Below are 22,558 nucleotides of genomic sequence, written 5' to 3' on the forward strand. Positions count from 1 at the left end.
TTCGGAGGATCGCCGATGAGTTGGCTTCGACTGAGCTTTCGGTTAGCAATGTTCGCCGGCTTCCTTGTCGGAGCCTGCGCGCTGGCGGCTTTGCTCCGGATCTCCGATCTGGCCCGGACCAGACCGGTGGACAGGAATCCCTGGGCCACAATCTGTTTTCGGAAGGCATGTCAGTGCCTGGGCTGGCAGGTTCAGGTTTATGGCCAGCCCTGCCGGGAAAACGCCCTGTTCGTCGCCAACCACATCAGCTGGTCAGACATCCCGGTTCTCGGCAGCATTACGCCCATGCGGTTTCTGTCAAAAGCGGAAGTGGGTCAATGGCCGGTGATCGGCTGGCTGGCCCGGCAGGCCGGCACGCTGTTCATTAAACGCGGCGGCGGTCAGGCCAGGGCTATCAAAGCCAGTATCGCGCAATGCCTGCAGGCTGGAGAATCGGTGATGGTCTATCCCGAGGGAACCACCAGCACCGGGGTAGCCGTGTTGCCCATGCACGGACTGTTGATGAGCGCCGCCAGGGACAGCAGCACGGCCATACAGCCAGTGTCCATCGGCTATCGGCGAGAACGGCGCCCTGACGCACTGGCGCCCTTTGTGGGCGATGACAGTTTCCACTGCCATCTTTTCAGGCTGCTGCGACAGCCGCCGGGGCAGATCATCGTAATACTGCATCCGCCCCTTGGACCGGATCCGGATCTATCCCTGAATGAGCTGACCGGGAGCATACACCAGCAGATCAGCCAGGGCCTCGCACGCATTCACTCGGGCGAGCTCGACCAGGTACCCGAACGCCCTATCAGAACAGCGGGCGACCCTGAGCTACCTCGTCTTCAGTAGCCTCGCGACGACCCACAATTTCCAGATCAAAATAGAGGGTGAAACCGGCTAAAGGGTGATTGGCATCCACTTTGACCAGATTGCCGTCTATCGCCACCACCTGTACCACCTGGGCCTGATCGCCGGAGTTAGTCTGGAACTTCATGCCCACATCCAGGTTTTCAACGCCCTCAAACAAGGAACGGGGCACCTTGCGCACCAAGTCCTCGCGGTATTCGCCATAGGCCATTTCCGGTGGCACGGTCACTTCCAGGCAATCACCTACGTTTCGGTCTTTCACCGCCTCCTGAATGCCGGCAATGATCTCGGGGCTGCCGTAGATAAAGTGCAGAGGCTCGCTGCCTTCAGACGTATCCACCAGCTCACCGATGCGGTTCTTGAGCACGTAATGGACGGTAAAAACATCCGGCCGGGTGTTCGGGTTATCGGCTTGCATCAGCTGTTTTCGCTTCCTGTCTTTGTCGCGGGTTCAAGTTGCTGCAGGCCATGTATCACCAGTTTGCGATCCAGCTTCTCCCGAATGCCTGAGGGGTTGTTCAACCCCATGCGTTCGAGCAGCACCGCGTACTGGCCAGTATCGTCTTCAGCCCGGATGGCCTGCCAAAGGGTCGCCAGTTTACCACGGGGAGTGGCGGTTGCGGCTTTCAGTCCTTTAAGGGCTTTCCCCAGGGTCAGCTCCTCATCGGTGAAATCCCGGCCGAACGGGAACGCCGGGAACCAGTCGCCCTTACCGGGTGCAGCCAAAGCCTGGCGAACCGACGCCGGCGTATTGTTCTGCCAGTCCGCAGGCAAGCGGAAATCGTCACGGACCTTGCCCGCCTTCTGGGCCTGTTTCAGCAAATCCGCCTGGAAACGGGAATCGGCAATACGGATCAGCGCCAGGAACACATCTTCGTCGGACCGCCCCCGCAAATCGGCAATGCCGTACTCCGTGATCACAATGTCCCTGAGATGTCTTGGAATGGTGCAATGGGCATAGTTGAATACAATGTTGGACACTACCTGCCCACCCGACATGCGGGTGGCTCTGAGAGCCAGGATGGAGCGCGCCCCGGGCAACTCATGGGCCATCGAAACAAAGTTGTACTGCCCCCCCACACCACTGACCACGCGACCATCATCCAGCCCATCTGACACTGCCGCGCCATTGAGGGTGTACATCATCGCAGAGTTGATAAACCGACCGTGCAAACGCTGGGCGGCTTTGAGCTTCTGATCTCCGAAACGGTGATCGTAAAGGTGGTTGATGAAATTGACACTGGTCATGCAGATCTTGTCACGCTTCTCTGGCGACAGATCTCTCAGAGCCTGGTAGAAGGCCTCCGGCCCCACGTAGAAGCCACCGTGCATGGCAATACCACCGGTGAGCCTTGAACCAAGACCTAGGGCCGCCAGCGCCTCACGGGTCTGATCCTGGCTGAGGTCTGCTTCTACAGCGTGATCTTCACTCAGGCGCAGGCGTCCGCCACGGAATTCCACTGTGTCCCGCAGAATGCCGTACTGAATCAGCCAGTTGACATCCCGCGCCCGCAATGGCGAGTCGATCAGCCCTTCCCGGACCAGCACATCCAGCATGTCGAGCGACGGCGTCAGGGTAATCTCGCCCCGGTTGATCAGAGTCTGCAAACCGGCATGATCAAATACTTCCCGCTTCAGGATGCCCTCCTGCATCAGATACAGGAAGCCATCCACCATCATTTCACTACAGCCATACAGGCCGGTCTCGAACGTACCGGTACCGCCGCAGCTGTCAACCACAGGGAACCTGGATCCCACATCCAGGTGGTCATAAACTGCGCGCCAGGCATCATTGTGCTTGTGGCGCAGAATGGCGTTGTGAACCAGCGAGGCTCCCAGTGAACCGATGCCAACCTGAAGGGTTCCGCCATCCTTCAACAGGCAGCTGGCGTAGAATCCGATGAGGTGATCAGACGGACTGATGGCCATCTGAGGAGCCGAGAATAACGGATAGTCTGTCGATGGATGACTGAAGAGAAGATCAAACTGCTGTTCCTCGACGGCTGCATGATGGCCAAACCAGGGCAGGTACTGATTGATTTCAGCCACCATGGCCACCGGTACGCCCTGCTGTTCACGCTCCCGCAGCAGCGGCAGGATATCGAGTGACAGGTCCGGGTTACAGCTAAAGCTCACCTGGCCCGGAAAGCCATTGGGCTCGCCTGGGGAAACCATCTGCCCCACCACATTCACACCCTGCGCCATCAGATCGCGAACGGCATGGGTGTAGTTGGTGCATACATAGTTTCGCTGCTGGTTGCGATTGTTCAGGTAGCTGCCAGCTTTGAAGAAAAATTCAGACACCTGGACATTGCTTGGCAAGCGGTTATTGGCGACATCACGGGCATAGGCCAGTTCCGGAATATCGCCAAACAGGCGCTTGGCGAAGGGCCCCATGAAACGTTTTTCCAGTGAAGAACTGCCCTCAGGCGCTAACAGGGAGAGCGCGGTCACAATATGCAGCTCAATGTCCGGATCATCCTTGGCACGCTGATAGAGCGCATTCACAAACCTCACCGGCTTGCCAAGACCAAGCGGCAAGCCCAGGGTAATGCGCTTGCCAACCCGTTCAATCACCCGATCAACACACCGTTCTGCGTCGTCGCAATAGACTCCGTTCTCTGCTGCCATTACCGGCTCCTCGTCGCTTGAGAATCTCAATTTAAGGTGGATGATCACACGGCAGATTCAAGCTGACAATGCGTCAGGTCATGACATTTTGACAAAGCGGAAGGTCGGGAGAAAGATGGCGGGCACGCCAAGGAACAGCGGTCAGAACTTCCAGCGCAGGTTCAGGCAGGCACCTTCGTTCAACAGGGCGATGCCGTGGTCAGGCTGAGCCGGATCGGAAGCATAGGTCTTTTCAGCAGTGCGGGAGCGGCTGAGGCTCAGGCTGAGCAGACGGGAGCCGATAGCGGTAAGTGCATCGCTGCGGTCGTCTTCATAATCGCCGGACATCCATTCCTGAAGTTCGTAAACATCCTCCGCCGTCGTCATTTCGTCGCGCTCGGCCATCATGCGCTCGGAAAGCATCGGTTCCGACAACATGGGCTGCGCAGCGTCAGCCCGCATCGCAAAGGCGACGCTATTCAGGGCTAGAAGGACGACGAACAGGCGAAGAATCATGGCAACAGGAAATCCGGTATCGACATTGGCTTTATTTAATTCACAGTACCAAAGTCTAATGATTGCGACGAAGATTGGTGTGATTTTGCACACAATTTCGCCAGCGTTCCGTCGCCTGGCACCAGCTTTTTTGTCAATAAATGATCACTTATATTGCAGTATGTAACGATTCTGCCGCTGGTCGGAGCGGCAGGATCGCACCTGGCTACTGCAAGCCCTTATGCATACAGTCTTCAAGGGCAGGGATAGGTGAACTCGGCATGGATCGCCTCGATGGCGGACACGAGGTCGGGGCTCAGAGTCACACTGGCTGCCCCGATGTTCTCCCTGAGCTGCTCCATGGTGGTTGCACCAATGATGTTACTGGTTACGAACTCCCGACTGTTCACCCAGGCCAGTGCCAGTTGGGCCGGCGTGAGACCATGCTGGTGAGCCAGCTCAACATAGGCCCTCGTGGCGTCCGCCGCCCGGTCATTGGTATAGCGACTGAACCGCTCGTACAGAGTCAGCCGGGCCTTTTCCGGCCATTTTCCCCCCAGGTATTTGCCGGTCAGCATGCCAAAGGCCAGTGGTGAATAGGCCAGCAGGCCGGTGCCTTCACGATGGGCGAACTCCGCCAGGCCTGCTTCAAAGGAACGGTTCAACAGGTTGTAGGGGTTCTGGATAGAGACCACCCGGGGCCAGCCACGCTGCTCCGCCAGGCGCAGGTACTGCATCGTGCCCCACGGTGTCTCGTTGGAAAGCCCGATGTGTCTGACCTTTCCTTCACGCACCAGTTCATCCAGCGCTTCCAGTGTTTCCTCAATGGGCGTCATCTGCTCATCGGGATTGCGGTCATAACCGAGCTTGCCAAAAAAATTGGCGCTCCGGTCCGGCCAGTGCACCTGATAAAGATCGATGTAATCCGTCTGCAGGCGCTTAAGGCTGCCCTCACAGGCAGAGCGGATATGCTCCCGGGTCAGCCTCGGGCCACCGCGCAAATACCCGAGGCCATTACCCGGCCCGGCCACCTTGCTGGCGATCACCATGTCATCACGCTGGCCACGGCGGGCCAGCCAGTTGCCCAGATACTGCTCGGTCAGGCCCTGGGTTTCTGCCCTGGGTGGCACTGGATACATTTCAGCGGCGTCGATGAAATTGATGCCCTGCTCCATGGCATAGTCGAGCTGCTGAAAGGCTTCCTGCTCGCTGTTCTGCTCGCCCCAGGTCATGGTTCCCAGGCAGATCAGGCTGACCTCGATATCTGTAAAGCCAAGTTTTCGCGTTTGCATGGAATCTCCTTGCAATAGGTCGATAAGAGACGGGGTATAAACACGTAAACGGAATGTCACGGAGTTGTCGCATTTCTGTCATGGCGTCTTTCCATAGTAAAGGCATGACAGCAGAACCTTCAGGAACCCCCGTGACCGAAGCCCAGTTGACCGAACGGCGACCGCAACACATTACCATTGTTTCCGAGACGTTTCCGCCGGAAATCAATGGTGTTGCCAACACCATGCGGCACCTGTGTCAGGGGCTGATGCAACGGGGCCACCATGTAACCGTGGTGCGCCCCCGGCAGCCCCACGAACAGAAAGGACTGTTTGAGAGTACCGGGAGCGGGTTGTTTTCCACCGAACTGGTGGTTAATGGCTTGCCTCTTCCCGGCTACGCAGATCTGCGCTTCGGTACCGCCCGCCCCTCGAGCCTGAAAAAGCTCTGGCAGAAACAGCGGCCCGACGGCATCTATGTGGCAACCCAGGGGCCACTCGGCGTGGCGGCCGTGAACGCGGCTCGCAGCCTCGCCCTGCCTGTCAGTTCCGGGTTCCATACAAACTTCCATCAGTATTCTCGCTATTACGGAGCGGGCCTGCTCGAACGGTTACTGTGTGCCTACGGTCGCTGGTTCCATAACAGAACAGCCATCACCCTGGTGCCTACCGGTCGCATGCAGCGGGTGACCCGGGACATGGGGATCACCTGCACCGGCCTCTGGAGCCGGGGCGTGGATTGCCAGCGCTTCACCCCCCACAAACGCGACCAATCCCTGCGTCGGCAATGGGGGCTGCACGACAACGAACGTGCCGTACTCTATGTCGGGCGCCTGGCTGCGGAAAAAAACCTGCGCATGGCTGTTGCCTGCTTCGAGCGTATCCGCGGCCTGCATCCTAATGCCCGCTTCGTGCTGGTAGGGGATGGCCCCATGCGCCGCTCCCTGGAAGACCGGCACCCGGACTACATATTCTGTGGCACACGACGGGGCGAAGATCTGGCCCGGCACTATGCCTCCGGTGACCTGTTCCTGTTTCCCAGTAAAACCGACACCTTCGGCAACGTGGTGCTGGAAGCCATGGCCAGCGGACTGGGCATCGTCGCCTTCGACGATGCTGCAGCCGCAGAACATATCCGACATGACGAAAACGGCATGAAGGCTGAACTGACAGACGACGAAGCCTTCGTCAATCACGCCCTGAGACTAGCCGACCAGCCCTCACTGTTGAACCGAGTCCGCGCCCAGGCTCGCCTGGACGCTCTTGAATTGAATTGGAGCAGCCAGATCGACCAGTTTGAACAGCTGGTTTTAAACCAAACTGCACAGGCCCGATACCATGGCATTAACAAGCAAGGCATCTCGCTTCTTTGAGTTGGCAGACCAGCGAGAATTCGCGGTCTGCCAGGCCATTAATCGCAGCGTACGGTTCCGGCCGATTCTGGGGTATTTCCGAGTCGTCAGCCGACTTGGCGACGGTTGGTTCTGGTACGCGCTGATTCTCTTACCGCCTTTCTACGCCGGGGACTCTGGCCCGGCCCTGGCACTTCAAATGGCGCTTACCGGGCTCACCTGCACGCTGACCTACAAGGCCCTCAAACGCTGGCTGATCCGCGAGCGGCCTTTTATTTCGTTTCCGGTTATTAACTGTGCAACGCCGCCACTGGACCGGTACAGCTTTCCCTCCGGCCACACCCTGCACGCGGTGTGTTTTCAGGCCATGCTGTTCGTTGCGCTCCCGGCCCTGGCCTGGTGTGTGCTTCCATTCACCTTGTCAGTGGCGGCATCCCGGGTCATTCTCGGGCTCCACTACCCCAGCGATGTCCTGGCCGGCGCCTTGATTGGTGGCACCATGGGCTGGGCCTCTATGCAGTGGCTGGCCGGCTGAGCCCAACCCAGGCAGTTGCCGCATTCTGGTCTACACTGATTCCGGAGAATCCTGCCGGAGTGAGTCATGAACACAAAGATCCTGCTGGTCACCGGGGCCGCAATTATTCTGGCGCTGGCGCTCCTGTGGCCGACCAATACCCCGCCACCCGAGTTACCACCAGCCGGAAACGCTCCGGATACCGCTTCAGATCCGGACGAGGCACCCCCGCCCTCTTCCGATACCCTGACACCTGAACAACAGGCACTGCTGGACAACCCCAAGGTCAAGGCTTACGCCCAGCGGCTTGAATTTGAAGATGACCTGCACGATTTCTTTGCCAACGCCCCATCTCTCCCCGAACAGAAGCGCCGGGCCCAGGCCGATGCCCTGCAAGAGCGTATGAACGAATACGAAGGATCTGCGCAGGTGAGTGCTCCGGAAGCCGCGTTGATTCAACTGGCGATGATCCAGATTCTGGAGCCGGATGAGGAGGCAGCAAAAGCCGCCGCACAGCAACTCATGGACCGGTACCGGGCTGAATCCGGAGCCAGACTGCAGGCCTGGCTGGATGAACCCAGGCCGGACTTCGAACGCTACAAGGCCCGGGAAAAGGCAATTGTGGAAGAAGTGATGGCCATGGATGATATTCCCGGCGGACTGACCCGGGACCAATACCTGCGTGAGCGCCTTCAGGAAGCTCGGGTAGAGGCCATGGGCCGGTCCGCCGGCAATAATCAGAGCAACTGATCCAGCGACCAGTACAACAGGTTGAACGGTTTGTTGTAATCGGCCACCGTATCGGTCTCCGAGGCCTGCATCACCGCACCGCTGCCATTCATCACGTTATTGACGAAATCCCCCAGTTCCAGGCCCAACTCCTGAATATCCGAATTGGCGAACTCGATAATGGACGTGCAGTGACTTTCATTCACGTCCCGAAACATGGGCAGGTAATAGCCGAAGTTATCCAGCCCAGCCAGCGTCTGCGTCAACCGTTCGGTATCCACGGCCCACTTCTGATGCAGCAAAGCCTCCTTGGTGGCCTGATCCGGCGCATTCTCGATCTCCGGGAAGAAGCGCTCATAGGAATAGGAGGAGTAGTTCAGGTCCCGCCAGAAATGCGTATGCCCCATACGGTCCTGTGGCAGCGCCGTCGCCAGCGCAGGATACAGGCTGCCGAGGTCATTCAGGTTCAGTGCCGGTAAACCGGACTTCAGGTAAGCCAGCGGGCCGCCCGGCTGGTCCAGCCCCCAGGATTGCCTGATGAAGCTCTGTAGCAGCACCGAAGGATACTGCTGAGGGTCGGCGCCAACCGGCGCACTGAAGGCAGGGCCTGAATCGTTGATCAGGAAACTGCGAGTTGGCGCCATGTCCCGCCGGGTTGGGTGATAGTTGGTCAAGCCACCAATGCCACCAGCACTGCAACCGGTCGCCAGCATCTGCCCGGGGCGTTGCAGGTTGTCCTTGAGCCAGCTGATCACCGCCCGGGTATTCCTCAGGCCGTTGTGATGCCAGATCAGAGGTTCCGCCTCGCCTTCAGGATCTTCATACACCGCCACCCGGTCACCGGAATAGATATCCCCCGTACAGTAGGGCACGTAGACCATGTTCCAGTTCTGGGTTTTTACCCGGGTCCAGGGATGCAGACGAACCACAAACGGGCTCACCAGGCTGGCGCCGGGATTCAACAGAGACATGTAATCATCCGGGATACCATCGGGATTACGAGCCCCCCGGATCCCGGTCTGGCCACTGCAACTCTCGTAATCCCAGCAGGCACCGCCACCTTCAAAATAAACCACGGTATTGGAAGTGTTCGGCACCCGGTTCACGAAGAACTTGTACTCCGAACCGTTACCGCATACAGCGCCGGTTTCCGGCGCCAGTGCGATGGTCTGCCACTGGTAGTAGGCCCCCGCCGAGAAATTCTCGTAGCCATCGGGATTGGCCAACAAAGGGTAGGCACCCTGGCGCTGATCCGATGTCACCGGATTATCGGCACCGGGCGGCGACGCCAGGTTACCCAGGGTTCGCCAGAATCCATAATCCCCCAGCTCCGCCGATGCCGGAGCCGACAGCAACAATAACAACAAGCCCGCCAGCGCACCGGAGCGCCAGGGGCCACAACAGCCAGCTTTGTTCATTCTTGTTCTCCTGCGATTGTTGTTTCGGGGCGGGCGTGGCCCGCAACGCTTACAGCAGGATAGCGTCAACTAAAAGCTAGAGGTGACACACTGTCACGTCAAAGCGGCAGCCATACCGTTTTAACCTAAAAAAATGGCGGATATGCCCGCGGGGACCGAAGTCAGTCAAACAGGCGCAACTGGGTGACCGGAGCATCGTCATTGCGGAACCGGACACCCACTCCCAGCAGGCGAACCGGGCGGTCTTTGGGCATCAGCTCTTCGAGCAGTGGCTGGAAATCCACCAGGGCCGGCTCGGTAACGGACTCCCGAACCCGCTCCAGCGTGTGGGTGGAAAAATCGCTGTAGCGGATTTTCACGAACAGCTTGTGTATCGGCTTGTGCAGCCCCTTGCGCGAGAGGCGAAGATTGAGGTCGGCCACCAGGGCCGGCATCACGGTATCGCAGGCGCTCCGGTCAGGGAGGTCCTGGGAAAAGGTACGCTCGACGCTCACCGACTTGGCCACCCGCGACACCACAACGGGGCGATTGTCCCGGCCATGGGCCATTTCAAACAAACGATAGCCCTGTTTGCCAAACTTCTCGATCAACACGTCGGCACCCAGCGCCTGCATATCGCCACAGGTTTTCACACCCAGGGCGTGCAGCCGGGCCGCGGTCACCTGCCCTACACCGAAGAGCTTTTCCACCGGCAGCTCGCTTACAAAGTCGGCCACCTCCGGCGGCGTAATCACAAACAGACCATCGGGCTTGCGCCAGTCACTGGCAATTTTGGCAAGGAACTTGTTGGGGGCCACGCCGGCGGAAATGGTAATGCCGACTTCCCTGCTCACCCGCTCCCGCAGGTGCCGCGCCATCAAGGTGGCACTGCCCTTGAACGCGTCAACATCGGTCACATCCAGAAACGCCTCATCCAGGGACAAGGGCTCAACCAGATCGGTCATCTCCCGCAGTATCGCCATCACCTGCTGGGAAACTGCCCGGTAACGGCCCATGTCCGGCGGTACCGTGACCAGGCCGGGGCACAACCGCCGGGCTTCGCTGCCGGGCATGGCCGAACGCACGCCAAAAGCCCGGGCCCGGTAGTTGCAGGTGGTCACCACACCACGGCCGCCCTCGCCACCCACCGCCAGCGGAACATCCCGCAAGCTTGGGTCGTCACGCATCTCGACGGCGGCATAGAAGCAGTCGCAGTCCACATGAATGATCTTGCGCTGGGCCATAGGGGCGGGCTCACGTTAACTATCTGTACGTTTATACAGCCTTGTATCTTACGGTAACATGCCGAGAATGTCAGGAAATCCCGATAGTCCCGGCAAGCAACAGCGAGGCCCCATGAGCAACCCGATTCCCGAGTCTGAACGCACCGAAATCGAAGCCGCCGCCTTCCGGCGCCTGGTGCAGCACCTGCGTGAAAACAACGACGTCCAGAACATCGACCTGATGAATCTGGCGGGTTTCTGTCGCAACTGCCTGTCCAAATGGTATCGGGCCGAAGCGGGAGAGCGGGGGTTCGACATTTCAGATCCGGACGCCCGGGAAGAAATCTACGGCATGCCGTACGAAGAATGGAAAGCCAACTACCAGACCGGCCCCAAGCAGGATCACAAATAATGAATGTTAATGAAGCGGTTCGTATCCACCTGGCCTCAGTGCAGGCCGGTCATGCCGATTTCGACGACACCCTGAAACTGATCAATCAGTATTTCGAATTTCGGCCCACCGGTTTCAGCAACGGCCCGCTTCGCAACGAGACTGGCGAAAACGCTGGCTCCTGCCGGGTCTTCGGCCTGGGTCAGTACTGTAATCTGAGCGAGACCGACACCCTGCGCCTGTTCGCCCAACACTACGAGCAGGTGCTCGGCGACCCTGCCGGGGACAGCCATGGTAACATTCGCCAGTTTATCAGCACGGGCTGGTCCGGCATCCGTTTCGATGCCCCTCCGCTGCGCGCCCTCGGAGATGCCCATGCCTCAGACACCGGAGAACAGGTCCATCCATGAGCGATTCCGCAGCCACCGACACAAAACAGAGCTTTCAACTGAAGAGTGCCAGTGTTTCCCTGACCGCCCTTGAGCTTTACTACTTCGACAACGACGAATTTGAAGCCAATCTTCGGGACAAGATCAGCCAGGCGCCGGGCTTCTTCAAAGACATTCCGCTGATTATCAGCCTGGAGAAATATGAAGGCCTGGACAGCGAACTCGATTTTTTCAAGATGATCGGGACCTGCCGCCGCCACAACATCCATGTGATTGGCGTACGTGCCGCCAACGACGATCAGCGCCGGCTTGCCCGGGGAGCCTCCCTGGCATTGCTGCCCGGCGGCAGCCTGAAAGAAAGGCCGGCGCCGGAAGCCCCGGCAGAAGCAGAACCGGAAACGGCAACCGCACCGGAGCCTGCAAACGAACCCGCACCGGCGAAAATCGTCAATCAGCCGGTTCGATCGGGCCAGCAGGTATACGCGCCGGAAGGCGATCTGATCATCCTTGCGCCGGTGCAGGCCGGAGCCGAAGTTCTGGCTGCCGGCAATATTCATGTTTACGGCCCGTTACGCGGACGGGCGCTGGCCGGCATTCACGGTGCCGAGTCTGCCCGGGTGTTCTGCCAGTCACTTGAGGCGGAGCTTGTGTCCATCGCCGGACACTATAAAATCTCCGAAGATCTTCAGGACATTGGCTGGAAAAGCGCTGTGCAGATCCAGCTCAGGGACGATGTGCTGGTGGTGACGCCACTGGACAAGGCCTGATGTTGTGACAACCGATAACAACAGTTGAAACCATGACGAATCCACCGAGAAACAGGAACTGAACCTTGGCTAGAATCATTGTCGTTACCTCAGGAAAAGGCGGCGTGGGCAAAACCACCACCAGCGCCTCCATCAGCACTGGTCTGGCAAAGCGTGGCCACAAGACCGTCGTGATTGATTTCGACGTGGGTCTGCGCAACCTGGACCTGATCATGAACTGCGAACGCCGGGTGGTGTACGACTTCGTTAACGTCATTCAGGGCGAAGCGACTCTCAACCAGGCCCTGATCAAGGACAAGCGGGTAGAAACGCTCTACATCCTGCCTGCCTCCCAGACCCGCGAGAAGGAAGCTCTCACCAAAGATGGTGTGGAGAAGGTCATCAACGAACTGTCCGAAACCTTCGACTACATCGTGTGCGACTCCCCGGCCGGCATCGAACATGGCGCCCTGATGGCGCTCTACTATGCCGACGAGGCGATTGTCGTAACCAACCCGGAAGTCTCATCGGTACGGGATTCAGACCGCATCCTGGGCATACTGCAGAGCAAATCCCGGCGAGCGGAAATGGGGCAGGACCCAGTCAAGGAACACCTGCTATTGACCCGCTACAACCCGGACCGGGTAGAAAAAGGCGAGATGCTGTCGGTACAGGATGTTGAGGAAATCCTGGCCATTCCCCTGCTGGGCGTAATTCCCGAGAGCCAGATCGTACTGAATGCCTCCAACCAGGGCCTGCCGGTCATTCTGGAGGAGCAAAGCGATGCCGGCCAGGCCTATGAAGATGCCGTTGCGAGGCTGCTGGGCGAGGAACGGGAACACCGTTTCATGACGTCCCAGAAAAAAGGCTTCTTCTCACGGATGTTCAAAGGGGGCTAAGGGATGAGTTTTTTCGATTACTTCAGAAGCAAGAAAAACAGTACGGCCAGTGTCGCCAAGGAGCGACTGCAGATTATCGTGGCCCATGAGCGGGGCCAGCGTGAACAGCCGGACTACCTGCCCCAGCTGCAGCAGGAGCTGTTGCAGGTGATCCGCAAGTACGTTCAGATCAGCGACGACATGGTACAGGTGGAGGTGGATCGCAATGACCACTGCTCCGTGCTGGAATTGAACGTCACCCTGCCCGAAAAGTGATGGCTATGCCCGGTTTACCACCGGGCAAAGTGATCTTCCATCAATCCCCGTAACCCGTTTACGGGGATTTTTTTGCCGCTTTCATCCGCAACCGTACCCTGAAAAGTGCCCACAAACTGACGGAAATTGGAGGCAATAACCCAGGCGTTGAGCTTTTCCCGGCGCGCGCCAGCGGGCACGAAACGGAGGTCAACGCGGCCATCGTCGGTGGTGACCCGCCAGTCTGCCCCGGGCTGATAGCGATCAAACTCGAATCGGGCCGGCCCCAGCAGAATGCGACGTCCGTCGAGCCACAGCGCGTTCTCGGTCATCCCGGTCTCGTTCACACCAGCGGCCAGGTTCAGCCCCACTGAAACACCATTGTCGGCAACCCCAGCCAGACTGGCCCAGTTCCAGGCAGTCTCCCGGCGCATGAAGCCGCAGCTCCAGTCGATGGACCCACGGGTAGACTCATCGCAACGCCAGACCACATCGCCCAGGCGCACTTCACCGTCCACCGTCAGCCCGGCCGATTTCCGGGTGAACACCCAGCCGTTGTATCCGGCCGGCGACACCAGCCGCAAGGGTTGTTCGGTGTCCCGCAACTCAAGATCCACCCGGATATTACCGGGTCCGCTCACTCTCACATTCCGACCGCCGGTGGCCGGTTCAATGGCCATGCTCAAGTCGCCTTTGCGGAACCGGGCGTGACCGCGTTCAGGATAGGGCTCTATGTTCGTGTTCCTGGCCAGAGGCTGCAAAAACGAATGCTCGAACATCTGTCCGCTCTCGAAATCGAACAGATAGAAAAAGCCATTACCCACCAGGTTCAGATCCACAATAGCCAGGCCAAACACCCAGCCCGGTGCCATCGCACTGACAAACTGGAACTGATTGAAACGCCAGTGTCTGGCCAGGCGGGTCCGAGGCTTGTCCATCACCGTGCGCAGGTCGTAGTCGAGATAGTTGATGGTGTCGACAGGATGCTCCATCAGCCCTGGCGTTATTCGTCCGCGGGCATCTACCAGTTTCTGTGTTGTCATAATGTTCGTCAGATCAGGCCAATCGTGGTGTGCGTTGTGTAACTAAGCTACCTGGTTCACAAACCCCCGCATTCACAGGCGGGGGCCATTGCGCCCCGTGGTAGACTCGGCTCACTCTTACAACGGAAGTTTAGCCTATGACCACAACCAGAGCCCACGGCGTTAGCCGCCTGATTTCCGGCATTATGGGCCTGTTGATGACCTTGTCTGTGTCCGCCAGTGAAACCGGCCCGTTGCCATCGGAAGATGCCGAGGCCTGGTCACTGCGCAAGGAAGTGGACAATGTGCGGATATACACCATGGCGCGGGAAGGCTCGGGGTTCGAGGCTTTCAAGGCAGTAGCGGAACTGGACGTTCCTATCGAGAACCTGATGGCCGTCATGGTCAATCCGGAATCCTGTGAGGAATGGGTACACAACTGCACCGAATCCCATGCCTTTGGCCAGGGGGACTTCCACGATCGCTATGCCTATTCGGTCAACGATATGCCGTGGCCGGTAGCCGACCGGGATTATGTACTGCGCATCCGTACCCGCGGCGACGCGTCCACCGGCGAGATTATCATGGACCTCAACGCCACTCCCAACATGCGGGCCGAGTTCAACAGTCGCGTGCGGGTGGACCGCTCCGACACACTCTACCGGTTTACCCCGGAGGGCGACCGAACCCGAATGGTCTGGGTGCAGCACACCGAACCCAACGGCGCATTGCCCGGGTGGCTGGTCAATAGCCTGATTGTCGATATACCGGTCAAATCCATCCTCGCACTGGAAGCCGTCGCCAAACAGGATCGCTATCAGGGTTACCAGTTGCAATGGGGCGAAGACGGCACATTGCAGGGCGTAAGCCCGGAAGCCCGTTAACCCGACCCACAATGCAGGGGTGACGGCAGGCCACGGAACGGCTAAGCTTCATCAAAAGCACAGCAAACGGAAGATGCCCGCACATGAGTGTTCTCGCCCATGAGATCATGACCCCGACCATCAAGGCCGTCCCCCACAACTGGACTATGGATCGCCTCGCCAGGTTCCTCACCGACAACGAAATCACCGGCAGCCCGGTTACCGACGACAACGGCGACATCATCGGCATAGCCACCCTCAAGGACATTACCGAATTCCGTTGGAATGCCTCCCGTTCCGGCGATCAGCCCAGGCTGACCGAAGAGGAGCAGGAAGAGGCCCGGCGTCTGCGTATGGTCATCTTCGAAGAGATGGGCAAGGTTCCGGTTGAAGTCCGGGACATCATGACGCCCATTGTTTTGTCGGTTGACGAAGACACGCCAGTGCGAGACATTGCCAATATCATGATGCGAGAGCACCTGCACCGGATCTTTGTCACCCGGGATTCAAAAATCACCGGTATCATAACCACTTATGACATGCTGAAACTGATCTCCGACAGAGACCTGACGCAACGCTGCGCCGAGACCGACTGAGCCACCAGAGAGGTAGCGCCCCCTATGCCAAGAGCACCGCAAGCTCGCCGGAAAATGTATGTCCTCGACACCAACGTCCTGATTCACGACCCGAATGCCCTCCTGAACTTTGAAGAACATGATGTCATCATTCCGATGACTGTCCTCGAAGAGCTCGACAGCCTGAAATCCGGCAAACAGACGGTTGCTGCCGACTGCCGCCAGGCCATTCGTAACATCGACAAACTGCTGGGTGATGCCAGCCCCAAGGACATCGAGAAAGGCGTGCCGATTCTGCGCGGCAAGAAAGCGGACCCACTGGGCACCCTCTCAATCATCATGAGCACCGAAGGTGCCGGCAATCATTCCCTGCCGGAGCACCTGAACGACAACAAGATCATCAACACCCTCGCCGCCCTGCAGGCACGCCACAAGTCACGGGATATCATCCTGGTCAGTAAAGACATCAACATGCGGTTAAAGGCCCGCGGCTTTGGTGTCGAAGCCCAGGACTACCACAACGACCAGCTACTTGACGACATTGACCTGCTGCCCAAGGGCTACAAGGAGTTCCCGAACTCGTTCTGGGACGGTATCGCCAAGGTGGAAACCATCCAGCGGGAGGGAGTGACGGAACACCTGCTCAAACGCGAAGGGGAACTGGCGAAACTGAACATCAACGAGTTCGTGATTGACGAGCAGGGCTTCATCGGCAAGGTAGTTGATATCTCCGAGGACCAACTGGTGCTCAAGGATCTGCACCAGCATGACCTGATGAATGAAGAAGTCTGGGGCCTGGTGCCCAGGGATATCTATCAGGCCATGGCCCTGAACCTGTTACTGGACCCCGACATCCACCTGGTGAACCTGACCGGCTCGGCGGGTTCCGGTAAAACCATTCTGGCCCTGGCCGCTTGTATTGAAATGACCGTGGCCAGCAAACTCTACAAACGCATCATCGCGACCCGCTCTACCCAGGGCCTGGATGAGGATATCGGTTTCCTGCCCGGTACCGAAGCCGAGAAAATGGAACCCTGGCTGGGTGCGATCGTGGACAACCTGGAAGCTTTGCACGAAGACGATGAGAACATGACCGCCAGCGTCGACTACATCCTCAGCAAAGTGCCTCTGCACTTCAAATCCATGAACTACATCCGGGGCCGCAGCTTCCAGCACAGCCTCATCATCATCGATGAATCGCAGAACCTGACCCCGCACCAGATCAAGACCATCATCACCCGGGCCGGTAACGGCTCCAAGGTGATCTGCCTGGGCAACCTGGCGCAGATAGACACCCCCTATCTGAGCCCCCTGAGTTCCGGCCTGACCTACATGACTGAGCGCTTCAAGGGCTTCCGCCACGGCGGTCACATCCATCTGCAAGGCGTGCCCCGTTCGGTACTGGCAGAGTTTGCCGAAGCCAATCTGTAGATTTCAGTGCGCCCCCTGTTTGCGCCAGCGAGCCGGGGGCATGCCCGTCCAGCGATGGAATGCCCGGTAAAAGGTACTGGCCTCTGCAAATCCGAGCGATAAAGCGATCTCTGCCAGGGACAACCCCGATTCCCGCACCGCCGCCAGGGCGAGCTCCCGGCGCACCTCGTCCAACAAGCTGTTGAACGTATAGCCCTGTGCCTCCAGCCGACGGGCCAACGTACGTTCGCTGAGCCCCAACATCCTGGCCGCTTCTGCCCGTCGTGGAAGGTTTGGCCCCATCCGGGCGACCAGCCATTGTCGAAGATCCTCTGCCGACACAGCGCCCTTTTCCAGCGCCGCCAGCCGTCCTGCATTGTACTGTTCATGTACACGGGCAAGGGCCGGATCTGCCTGTGGCAAAGGCCTGTCCAGCACCTCATTACCCACCAGCAAACCACTGAACGCCTGCTCGAACTCCACCGGGCAACCAAACACCTCCCGGTACCCTGACAGCGGCCCCAGACGGGCCTGACTGAATTGCACTCGCACAGGCCCAACCGCAGAACCGGCAATCCAGTCGGTCAGGCTGACCACGGCCGACAGCACCGCTTCAATCTGATGCGGACTGAACGCCAGACGCCCCTGCCGGGGGTGGTAGACAATCCAGGTGCCCCTGCTACCCGGTATCATCTGGAAGCGACCGCCATCAGAGATCAGCCGCTGGTATTTCTGGACCAGGGTGATGGCTTCGCGCAGCGTGGCGGCGCTCTGCATGGCGAAACTGACCGCATCAATACTGGCCGGCCGCACCCCGGCGCCAACTTTCAGACCAAACCCGGGATCCCGCGTGCACTGCTCCGCGGCGTGCCAGAGACGGGTAATGAAGTCGATGGGCCATCGTTCGAGAGACAGGGCCCCGGCCGGCAGACCAGCGGTTTCCAGCAACAGGTTCTCCGGAACGCCCAGATTCCTCGCGGCATCGATCACGGTATTGACCCAGCCCATGGATACGGTGGCTTCTAACGTCAATTATTATGGCCTCTGAAGTCAATTCAGAACCGATCATAGCGTTATATGGTCTGTAACAACAAAACCAAAAATACAATCCGGAAACGCATCATGGTGAAACCTGTTAGCTCAGACCTTTTGATTGCCGGCGGCGGCCTGGCGGGCATTGTCACCGCCCTGGAAGCGCTGCGGGCGGGCAAGTCCGTAACCATTGTTGATCGTGACAGCCCCGAACGCTTCGGAGGTCTGGCGCTGTGGGCCTTCGGCGGCATGATGCTGATTGACACGCCGCTGCAGCGGCGCATGAGAATCGCCGATTCGCCGGAACTGGCGCTGAACGACTGGCTGCGTTTCGGCGAACTGGACCCGAACGATGAGTGGCCCATGCAATGGGCCCGCTACTACGTTGAGCATTCCCGTACCGAGGTGCACGACTGGCTCGCCAACGAGGGCATCAAATTCATGCCGGCGGTGAACTGGGTGGAGCGAGGCCGTTTTGGCGATGGCAACAGCGTGCCCCGCTACCACATCACCTGGGGCACCTCCCGGGAACTGGTGCGCTGCATGGTCAATGCCCTGCACGAAGCCAGTACCGGTGGCAGACTGGCCATTCATCACCGGCACCGAATTACCGCACTCGACCATCAGGCCGGTGAGGTCTGTGGCGCCGTTGCCATCAACGAGGAAACCGGCGAAGAAGTGCGATTTGAGGCTGCGAATGTGGTGCTGGCTATGGGCGGTATCAACGGCAGCCACGCCGAGTGCCGGGCCAACTGGCCCAGACATCGGCCGCAACCGGCCACCATGCTTAACGGTGCCCACCCGTTTGCCGATGGCAAACTGCATCACTGGGCCAAAGACCACCTGGGCGCACGCATCACTCACGCCGGCGAAATGTGGAACTATGCCGCGGGCTTTCCCCACCCCTATCCGCATTTCCCGGGCCACGGCCTGTCTACGATACCGTGTAAATCCGCACTCTGGTTGAACCACCGGGGCGAACGTATCGGGCCGGAACCCCTGGTGACCGGCTTTGATACTCACTGGCTGTGCCAACGGGTAGCCGAGCAGGAAAAGCCCTGGACCTGGCACCTGCTGAACCGGCGCATCGCTCTGAAAGAATTTGCCATCTCCGGCGCTGAACACAACGCCCGCATCCGGGACAAACAATTCCCGCTGTTCCTGAAAGAACTGCTGCTGGGCAACAAACCGCTGGTGAATCAGATGCAGAACGAAAGCCGTCACTTCCTGGTGGATGACACCCTGGAAGGGCTGGCGAAGAAAATGAACGCCCTGACCTGCTCTCTGGACATTGACGCCGCCACCCTGCAGGCCACTGCCGATGCTTTCGATGCCAATTTCAGAAAGGGCGATCAACTGAACAACGATGCCCAAATACGCATGATACGCCACGCCCGCCAATGGGGCCCGGACCGGCTGCGTACCTGCAAACCGGCGCCACTGCAAAAACCAGGGGCCGGCCCCTTCATCGCCATTCACATGCAACTGACCACCCGCAAGAGCCTGGGCGGCCTACGCACCGACCTGCAAAGCCGGGTGCTGGATGCCAGCGGCCAGCCCATCCGAGGCCTTTACTGCGTGGGCGAAGCGGCCGGTTTTGGTGGTGGAGGAAGCAACGGCAAACGGTCACTGGAAGGCACCTTCCTGCCCGGTTGCATACTGACGGCCCGGGCGGCCGCCCGTTCCATCACCAACGGAGGCTGACACCATGCCGCTGAGTTATCCGGCCACCGCCGCCGATTACCAGATCCTCGCCCGCCGTAAACTGCCCCGTTTCCTGGCAGACTACCTGGACGGCGGTGCCACCGAAGAGCAAACCCTGCGGGCCAATGTCAGCGGCTGGAAGGATATCGCCCTGCGCCAACGTGTGTTGATTGATGTCGATAACGTGGACACCCGCACCGAGCTGGCCGGGCAATCCTGCAGCATGCCTATCGCCCTGGCGCCTCTGGGGCTGGCCGGAATGATGGCACAACGGGGAGAAGCCCAGGCCGTAAAAGCCGCCAATGCGGCCGAGGTGCCTTTCACCCTCTCCACCGTTGGCATATGCCCGTTGGCAGAAGTGAAAGCAGCCGCCACGGCGCCCTTCTGGTTCCAGTTGTACATGATTCGTGACCGGGGCTACGTAGAAAACCTGCTAAAAAAAGCCTGGGATTCCGGCTGCCAGACGCTGATCTTTACCATCGACCTGCCCCTGCCCGGCCCCCGGCATCGGGACACCCGTAACGGCCTGAACAGCGCCGGCGCCCGTTCCGTTGCGCTCAAAGCGCAGCAACTGCTATCCAGGCCCGGGTGGCTATGGCAGGTAGCGATAAAAGGTAAACCCCTGACCTTTGGCAACCTGAGCGACGCGGTACCAGAGGCCAGTAACCTGGACTCCTTCAAGCGCTGGGTCGATACCCAGTTCGATGCCTCCGTCACCTGGCAGGCCATCGAATGGCTGCGGGAACGCTGGCCAGGGAAACTGATCCTGAAAGGCATACTGGAAGTGGATGATGCCAAAGCAGCCGTCAACGTAGGCGCCGATGGCATCGTGGTCTCCAACCACGGCGGTCGTCAGTTGGATGGTGTGGCCGCCACCGCCCGCAAACTCCCGGATATCGTGGCCGCCGTCGGCAACGACACCGAGATCCTGGTGGATGGCGGCATCCGCAACGGCGTAGACGTTTTCCGCGCCCTCGCGCTGGGGGCCAACGGCGTGATGATTGGTCGCCCCTGGGCGTGGGCCCTGGCGGCAGAAGGTCAGGCCGGATTAACCCGACTCCTGAACACCTGGCAGCAGGAACTGAAACTGGCCATGACCCTGACCGGCGTCACCAGAATTGCCGATATCAACGAGACCCATCTCGACCGGACCAATACAAACGAATTGACCCAAGCTGGAGAACAACAATGACCAACGGCGCTCAGGCACTCATGAAAACCCTGGTGGATTCGGGTGTTGAAGTCTGTTTTACCAACCCGGGCACCAGCGAAATGCATTTTGTCGCCGCCCTGGACAGCGAACCCGGAATGCGGGCGGTACTGGCCCTGTTTGAAGGCGTCGCCACCGGTGCCGCCGACGGCTACGCCCGGATGGCGGACAAACCCGCTGCTACCCTGCTGCACCTGGGCTGTGGCCTGGGCAATGGCCTGGCCAACCTGCACAATGCACGCAAGGGTAAGGTACCGGTGGTCAACATTGTTGGCGACCATGCCACCTACCATGTGAAATACGACGCCCAGTTGCAGTCTGACATCGAAACGGTCGCTCGCAACATCTCCCCCAATTTTGTGCGCACGTCACAAAGCACAGAAGCCCTTTGCCAGGATGCCGCCGAAGCCATCATCGCCGCCCGGGGCCTGCCAGGGCAGGTAGCCACTCTGATTCTGCCAGCGGATGTGTCCTGGGGCGAAGGCGGCAAGCCTTGTGCCGCACCCACTCAACCGCAAGCGCCAGCAGCTGAAGATAGCGCTGTTAAAGCGGCCGCAGAAGCCATTAAGAGCGGTAAGAAAACCGCCCTGCTGCTGGGTGGCCGCGCCCTGCGTGAGCCCGCTCTGCTGGAGGCGGCACGCATTGCCGCCCACAACGGTGTCACCCTGTTTGCCGAAACCTTCCCAACCCGCATTGAACGGGGCGCCGGCCTGCCGCCGGTGGAGCGGATCGCTTACCTGGCGGAACTGGCCACTCTGCAGCTCTCCGAGTTTGACCACCTGATTCTGGTGGATGCCAAGGCCCCGGTATCCTTCTTCGCCTATCCGGGCAAACAAAGCTACCTGGTGCCAGACAACTGCACTGCTCACACCCTGAGCACGCCGGAGCAGGATGCCACCGCCAGCCTGAAAAAGCTGACCGATACTCTCGGTGCCAGCAATGCCCAACCCAAGCTGCAGGCGCCCGGCCGCCCCGGCCTGCCCAAAGGTAAACTCACCGCCGAAAAGGTTTGCCGGGCGGTGGGCGAACTGATGCCCGAGAACAGCATTATCGTGGATGAAGCCATCACCTCCGGCCTGATGCTGAACGCCATGACCGCAGGCTCGCCACGGCACGACCTGATCACCCTCACCGGCGGGGCCATCGGGCAAGGCATGCCCAACGCCGTCGGTGCAGCCATCGCCTGTCCGGATCGCCAGGTTTACGCACTGATCGGTGACGGCACCGCCATGTATACCAACCAGGCCCTGTGGACCATGGCGAGGGAAAATCTGAACGTGACCACCATCATCTTCAACAACGCTTCCTACTCGATCCTGAACGTAGAACTGGAACGGGTTGGCGCAGAAGAAGCCGGTGCCAAGGCGAAATCCCAACTCGACATCAGTGGCCCGGTCACCAACTACGCGTTGCTGGCCCAGAGCATGGGCGTGCACGGCACCCGGGTAACCACGGCGGAAGAGCTGATCAAAGCCATGGAATACGCCAAACACAACCCCGGCCCGCACCTGATTGAAGCGGTGGTGCCGGAATCCCTGAATGGCGTAAAAAGAAAGGTTCTGCCCTGGCTGCTGAAGTCGCTGCCGAGCCTGCCAAGGCCGCTGACCAAAGCCCTGAAAAAGAAAATCGCGCCCTGATCC

At 59.4% G+C, this 22,558-nt stretch carries 23 protein-coding genes; 15 read left to right on the forward strand and 8 right to left on the reverse strand.

The window, feature by feature from the left end; genetic code table 11:
- Nucleotides 1–15: 15 nt before the first annotated feature.
- Entirely contained in the window at nt 16–834 is an 819-nt protein-coding gene (locus tag Q674_RS30565; RefSeq protein WP_031210115.1) for a lysophospholipid acyltransferase family protein, read from the forward strand.
- Here the strand turns inward: Q674_RS30565 and Q674_RS30570 are convergent.
- From Q674_RS30570 to Q674_RS30585, 4 genes are all read right to left on the reverse strand, one after another.
- Nucleotides 794–1,270, reverse strand: coding sequence for an FKBP-type peptidyl-prolyl cis-trans isomerase (locus Q674_RS30570; protein WP_011785787.1), 477 nt, complete (start codon nt 1,268–1,270; stop codon nt 794–796). The genes Q674_RS30565 and Q674_RS30570 overlap by 41 nt on opposite strands.
- Nucleotides 1,270–3,483, reverse strand: a complete 2,214-nt coding sequence (locus Q674_RS30575; RefSeq protein WP_023008855.1) for an acetyl-CoA hydrolase/transferase C-terminal domain-containing protein — start codon at nt 3,481–3,483, stop codon at nt 1,270–1,272. The genes Q674_RS30570 and Q674_RS30575 overlap by 1 nt, the downstream gene beginning before the upstream one ends.
- 141 nt (nt 3,484–3,624) lie before the next feature.
- Entirely contained in the window at nt 3,625–3,978 is a 354-nt protein-coding gene (locus Q674_RS30580; protein ID WP_011785789.1) for a hypothetical protein, read from the reverse strand.
- Between the two features lie 233 nt (nt 3,979–4,211).
- Nucleotides 4,212–5,249 carry an NADP(H)-dependent aldo-keto reductase gene (locus Q674_RS30585; RefSeq protein ID WP_023008856.1) on the reverse strand — a complete coding sequence of 346 codons (1,038 nt, stop codon included), beginning with the start codon at nt 5,247–5,249 and terminating at the stop codon, nt 4,212–4,214.
- 104 nt (nt 5,250–5,353) lie between these two features.
- On the opposite strand from Q674_RS30585, the gene Q674_RS30590 reads away from it, so the two are divergent.
- The 3 genes from Q674_RS30590 (at nt 5,354) to Q674_RS30600 (ending at nt 7,844) form a co-directional block, all read left to right on the forward strand.
- Nucleotides 5,354–6,601: a glycosyltransferase family 4 protein gene (locus tag Q674_RS30590; RefSeq protein ID WP_081432101.1), complete on the forward strand. Its 1,248-nt coding sequence runs from the start codon at nt 5,354–5,356 to the stop codon at nt 6,599–6,601.
- Nucleotides 6,567–7,115: a phosphatase PAP2 family protein gene (locus tag Q674_RS30595; RefSeq protein ID WP_031210116.1), complete on the forward strand. Its 549-nt coding sequence runs from the start codon at nt 6,567–6,569 to the stop codon at nt 7,113–7,115. The genes Q674_RS30590 and Q674_RS30595 overlap by 35 nt, the downstream gene beginning before the upstream one ends.
- Nucleotides 7,116–7,181: 66 nt before the next feature.
- On the forward strand, nt 7,182–7,844 hold the full coding sequence (locus Q674_RS30600) for a hypothetical protein (protein ID WP_023008859.1): 663 nt from the start codon (nt 7,182–7,184) through the stop codon (nt 7,842–7,844).
- Here the strand turns inward: Q674_RS30600 and Q674_RS30605 are convergent.
- Together Q674_RS30605 and dinB are read right to left on the reverse strand one after the other, a co-directional pair.
- Nucleotides 7,832–9,241, reverse strand: coding sequence for a pectin acetylesterase-family hydrolase (locus Q674_RS30605; RefSeq protein ID WP_022991020.1), 1,410 nt, complete (start codon nt 9,239–9,241; stop codon nt 7,832–7,834). The two genes, Q674_RS30600 and Q674_RS30605, sit on opposite strands and share 13 nt — an antisense overlap.
- Nucleotides 9,242–9,402: 161 nt before the next feature.
- Complete coding sequence (gene dinB / locus Q674_RS30610) at nt 9,403–10,464, reverse strand: DNA polymerase IV (protein ID WP_023008860.1); 1,062 nt, start codon at nt 10,462–10,464, stop codon at nt 9,403–9,405.
- A 112-nt stretch (nt 10,465–10,576) separates the two neighbouring features.
- Here dinB and Q674_RS30615 point away from each other — a divergent pair, with 112 nt between their 5' ends.
- From Q674_RS30615 to minE, 5 genes are all read left to right on the forward strand, one after another.
- A complete protein-coding gene (locus Q674_RS30615) occupies nt 10,577–10,855 on the forward strand; it encodes a DUF1244 domain-containing protein (RefSeq protein ID WP_011785796.1) in 279 nt (92 codons plus the stop codon).
- Nucleotides 10,855–11,244, forward strand: coding sequence for a HopJ type III effector protein (locus Q674_RS30620; protein WP_011785797.1), 390 nt, complete (start codon nt 10,855–10,857; stop codon nt 11,242–11,244). The genes Q674_RS30615 and Q674_RS30620 overlap by 1 nt, the downstream gene beginning before the upstream one ends.
- Nucleotides 11,241–11,990, forward strand: a complete 750-nt coding sequence (gene minC / locus Q674_RS30625) for a septum site-determining protein MinC (RefSeq protein WP_022991017.1) — start codon at nt 11,241–11,243, stop codon at nt 11,988–11,990. Before Q674_RS30620 ends, minC begins: the two co-directional genes overlap by 4 nt.
- Before the next feature lie 65 nt (nt 11,991–12,055).
- Nucleotides 12,056–12,868 (forward strand): septum site-determining protein MinD, encoded by an 813-nt coding sequence (gene minD / locus Q674_RS30630; protein WP_011785799.1) that lies wholly within the window; start codon nt 12,056–12,058, stop codon nt 12,866–12,868.
- Nucleotides 12,869–12,871: 3 nt separating this feature from the next.
- Complete coding sequence (gene minE, locus Q674_RS30635; RefSeq protein WP_011785800.1) at nt 12,872–13,123, forward strand: cell division topological specificity factor MinE; 252 nt, start codon at nt 12,872–12,874, stop codon at nt 13,121–13,123.
- 14 nt (nt 13,124–13,137) lie between these two features.
- Here minE and Q674_RS30640 read toward each other — a convergent pair whose 3' ends face one another.
- Nucleotides 13,138–14,145: a DUF2804 domain-containing protein gene (locus Q674_RS30640; RefSeq protein ID WP_011785801.1), complete on the reverse strand. Its 1,008-nt coding sequence runs from the start codon at nt 14,143–14,145 to the stop codon at nt 13,138–13,140.
- Between the two features lie 137 nt (nt 14,146–14,282).
- Here Q674_RS30640 and Q674_RS30645 point away from each other — a divergent pair, with 137 nt between their 5' ends.
- From Q674_RS30645 to Q674_RS30655, 3 genes are all read left to right on the forward strand, one after another.
- The gene (locus tag Q674_RS30645; RefSeq protein WP_011785802.1) at nt 14,283–15,008 is read left to right on the forward strand and encodes an START domain-containing protein; all 726 of its coding nucleotides are present in this window, start codon (nt 14,283–14,285) and stop codon (nt 15,006–15,008) included.
- Between the two features lie 83 nt (nt 15,009–15,091).
- Nucleotides 15,092–15,583, forward strand: coding sequence for an HPP family protein (locus Q674_RS30650; protein WP_014420722.1), 492 nt, complete (start codon nt 15,092–15,094; stop codon nt 15,581–15,583).
- A gap of 24 nt (nt 15,584–15,607) precedes the next feature.
- Complete coding sequence (locus Q674_RS30655) at nt 15,608–16,993, forward strand: PhoH family protein (RefSeq protein ID WP_011785804.1); 1,386 nt, start codon at nt 15,608–15,610, stop codon at nt 16,991–16,993.
- 3 nt (nt 16,994–16,996) lie between these two features.
- On the opposite strand, the gene Q674_RS30660 is transcribed toward Q674_RS30655, so the two are convergent.
- Complete coding sequence (locus Q674_RS30660) at nt 16,997–18,004, reverse strand: AraC family transcriptional regulator (RefSeq protein WP_031210119.1); 1,008 nt, start codon at nt 18,002–18,004, stop codon at nt 16,997–16,999.
- 90 nt (nt 18,005–18,094) lie between these two features.
- Here Q674_RS30660 and Q674_RS30665 point away from each other — a divergent pair, with 90 nt between their 5' ends.
- Genes Q674_RS30665 through Q674_RS30675 form a run of 3 tightly spaced genes read left to right on the forward strand, consistent with a single transcriptional unit; the run spans nt 18,095 to nt 22,555 of the window.
- Nucleotides 18,095–19,708: an FAD-binding dehydrogenase gene (locus tag Q674_RS30665; protein ID WP_023008862.1), complete on the forward strand. Its 1,614-nt coding sequence runs from the start codon at nt 18,095–18,097 to the stop codon at nt 19,706–19,708.
- 4 nt (nt 19,709–19,712) lie between these two features.
- A complete protein-coding gene (locus tag Q674_RS30670; protein WP_023008863.1) occupies nt 19,713–20,900 on the forward strand; it encodes an L-lactate dehydrogenase in 1,188 nt (395 codons plus the stop codon).
- Entirely contained in the window at nt 20,897–22,555 is a 1,659-nt protein-coding gene (locus tag Q674_RS30675) for an acetolactate synthase large subunit (RefSeq protein ID WP_023008864.1), read from the forward strand. The genes Q674_RS30670 and Q674_RS30675 overlap by 4 nt, the downstream gene beginning before the upstream one ends.
- The last annotated feature ends 3 nt before the right edge of the window (nt 22,556–22,558 follow it).

The sequence above is a fragment of the Marinobacter sp. EVN1 genome (assembly GCF_000475375.1).
Lineage (GTDB): Bacteria > Pseudomonadota > Gammaproteobacteria > Pseudomonadales > Oleiphilaceae > Marinobacter > Marinobacter nauticus.

Coding starts and splice junctions, on each gene's coding strand:
- Q674_RS30600 (WP_023008859.1), top strand. CDS start 7,182: ATGAACACAAAGATCCTGCTGGTCACCGGGGCCGCAATTATTCTGGCG.
- minE (WP_011785800.1), top strand. CDS start 12,872: ATGAGTTTTTTCGATTACTTCAGAAGCAAGAAAAACAGTACGGCCAGT.
- Q674_RS30655 (WP_011785804.1), top strand. CDS start 15,608: ATGCCAAGAGCACCGCAAGCTCGCCGGAAAATGTATGTCCTCGACACC.
- Q674_RS30570 (WP_011785787.1), bottom strand. CDS start 1,270: ATGCAAGCCGATAACCCGAACACCCGGCCGGATGTTTTTACCGTCCAT.
- Q674_RS30640 (WP_011785801.1), bottom strand. CDS start 14,145: ATGACAACACAGAAACTGGTAGATGCCCGCGGACGAATAACGCCAGGG.
- minC (WP_022991017.1), top strand. CDS start 11,241: ATGAGCGATTCCGCAGCCACCGACACAAAACAGAGCTTTCAACTGAAG.
- Q674_RS30675 (WP_023008864.1), top strand. CDS start 20,897: ATGACCAACGGCGCTCAGGCACTCATGAAAACCCTGGTGGATTCGGGT.
- Q674_RS30575 (WP_023008855.1), bottom strand. CDS start 3,483: ATGGCAGCAGAGAACGGAGTCTATTGCGACGACGCAGAACGGTGTGTT.
- Q674_RS30650 (WP_014420722.1), top strand. CDS start 15,092: ATGAGTGTTCTCGCCCATGAGATCATGACCCCGACCATCAAGGCCGTC.
- Q674_RS30615 (WP_011785796.1), top strand. CDS start 10,577: ATGAGCAACCCGATTCCCGAGTCTGAACGCACCGAAATCGAAGCCGCC.
- Q674_RS30605 (WP_022991020.1), bottom strand. CDS start 9,241: ATGAACAAAGCTGGCTGTTGTGGCCCCTGGCGCTCCGGTGCGCTGGCG.
- Q674_RS30645 (WP_011785802.1), top strand. CDS start 14,283: ATGACCACAACCAGAGCCCACGGCGTTAGCCGCCTGATTTCCGGCATT.
- Q674_RS30665 (WP_023008862.1), top strand. CDS start 18,095: ATGGTGAAACCTGTTAGCTCAGACCTTTTGATTGCCGGCGGCGGCCTG.
- Q674_RS30565 (WP_031210115.1), top strand. CDS start 16: ATGAGTTGGCTTCGACTGAGCTTTCGGTTAGCAATGTTCGCCGGCTTC.
- dinB (WP_023008860.1), bottom strand. CDS start 10,464: ATGGCCCAGCGCAAGATCATTCATGTGGACTGCGACTGCTTCTATGCC.
- Q674_RS30595 (WP_031210116.1), top strand. CDS start 6,567: ATGGCATTAACAAGCAAGGCATCTCGCTTCTTTGAGTTGGCAGACCAG.
- Q674_RS30670 (WP_023008863.1), top strand. CDS start 19,713: ATGCCGCTGAGTTATCCGGCCACCGCCGCCGATTACCAGATCCTCGCC.
- Q674_RS30620 (WP_011785797.1), top strand. CDS start 10,855: ATGAATGTTAATGAAGCGGTTCGTATCCACCTGGCCTCAGTGCAGGCC.
- Q674_RS30590 (WP_081432101.1), top strand. CDS start 5,354: ATGACAGCAGAACCTTCAGGAACCCCCGTGACCGAAGCCCAGTTGACC.
- Q674_RS30585 (WP_023008856.1), bottom strand. CDS start 5,249: ATGCAAACGCGAAAACTTGGCTTTACAGATATCGAGGTCAGCCTGATC.
- Q674_RS30580 (WP_011785789.1), bottom strand. CDS start 3,978: ATGATTCTTCGCCTGTTCGTCGTCCTTCTAGCCCTGAATAGCGTCGCC.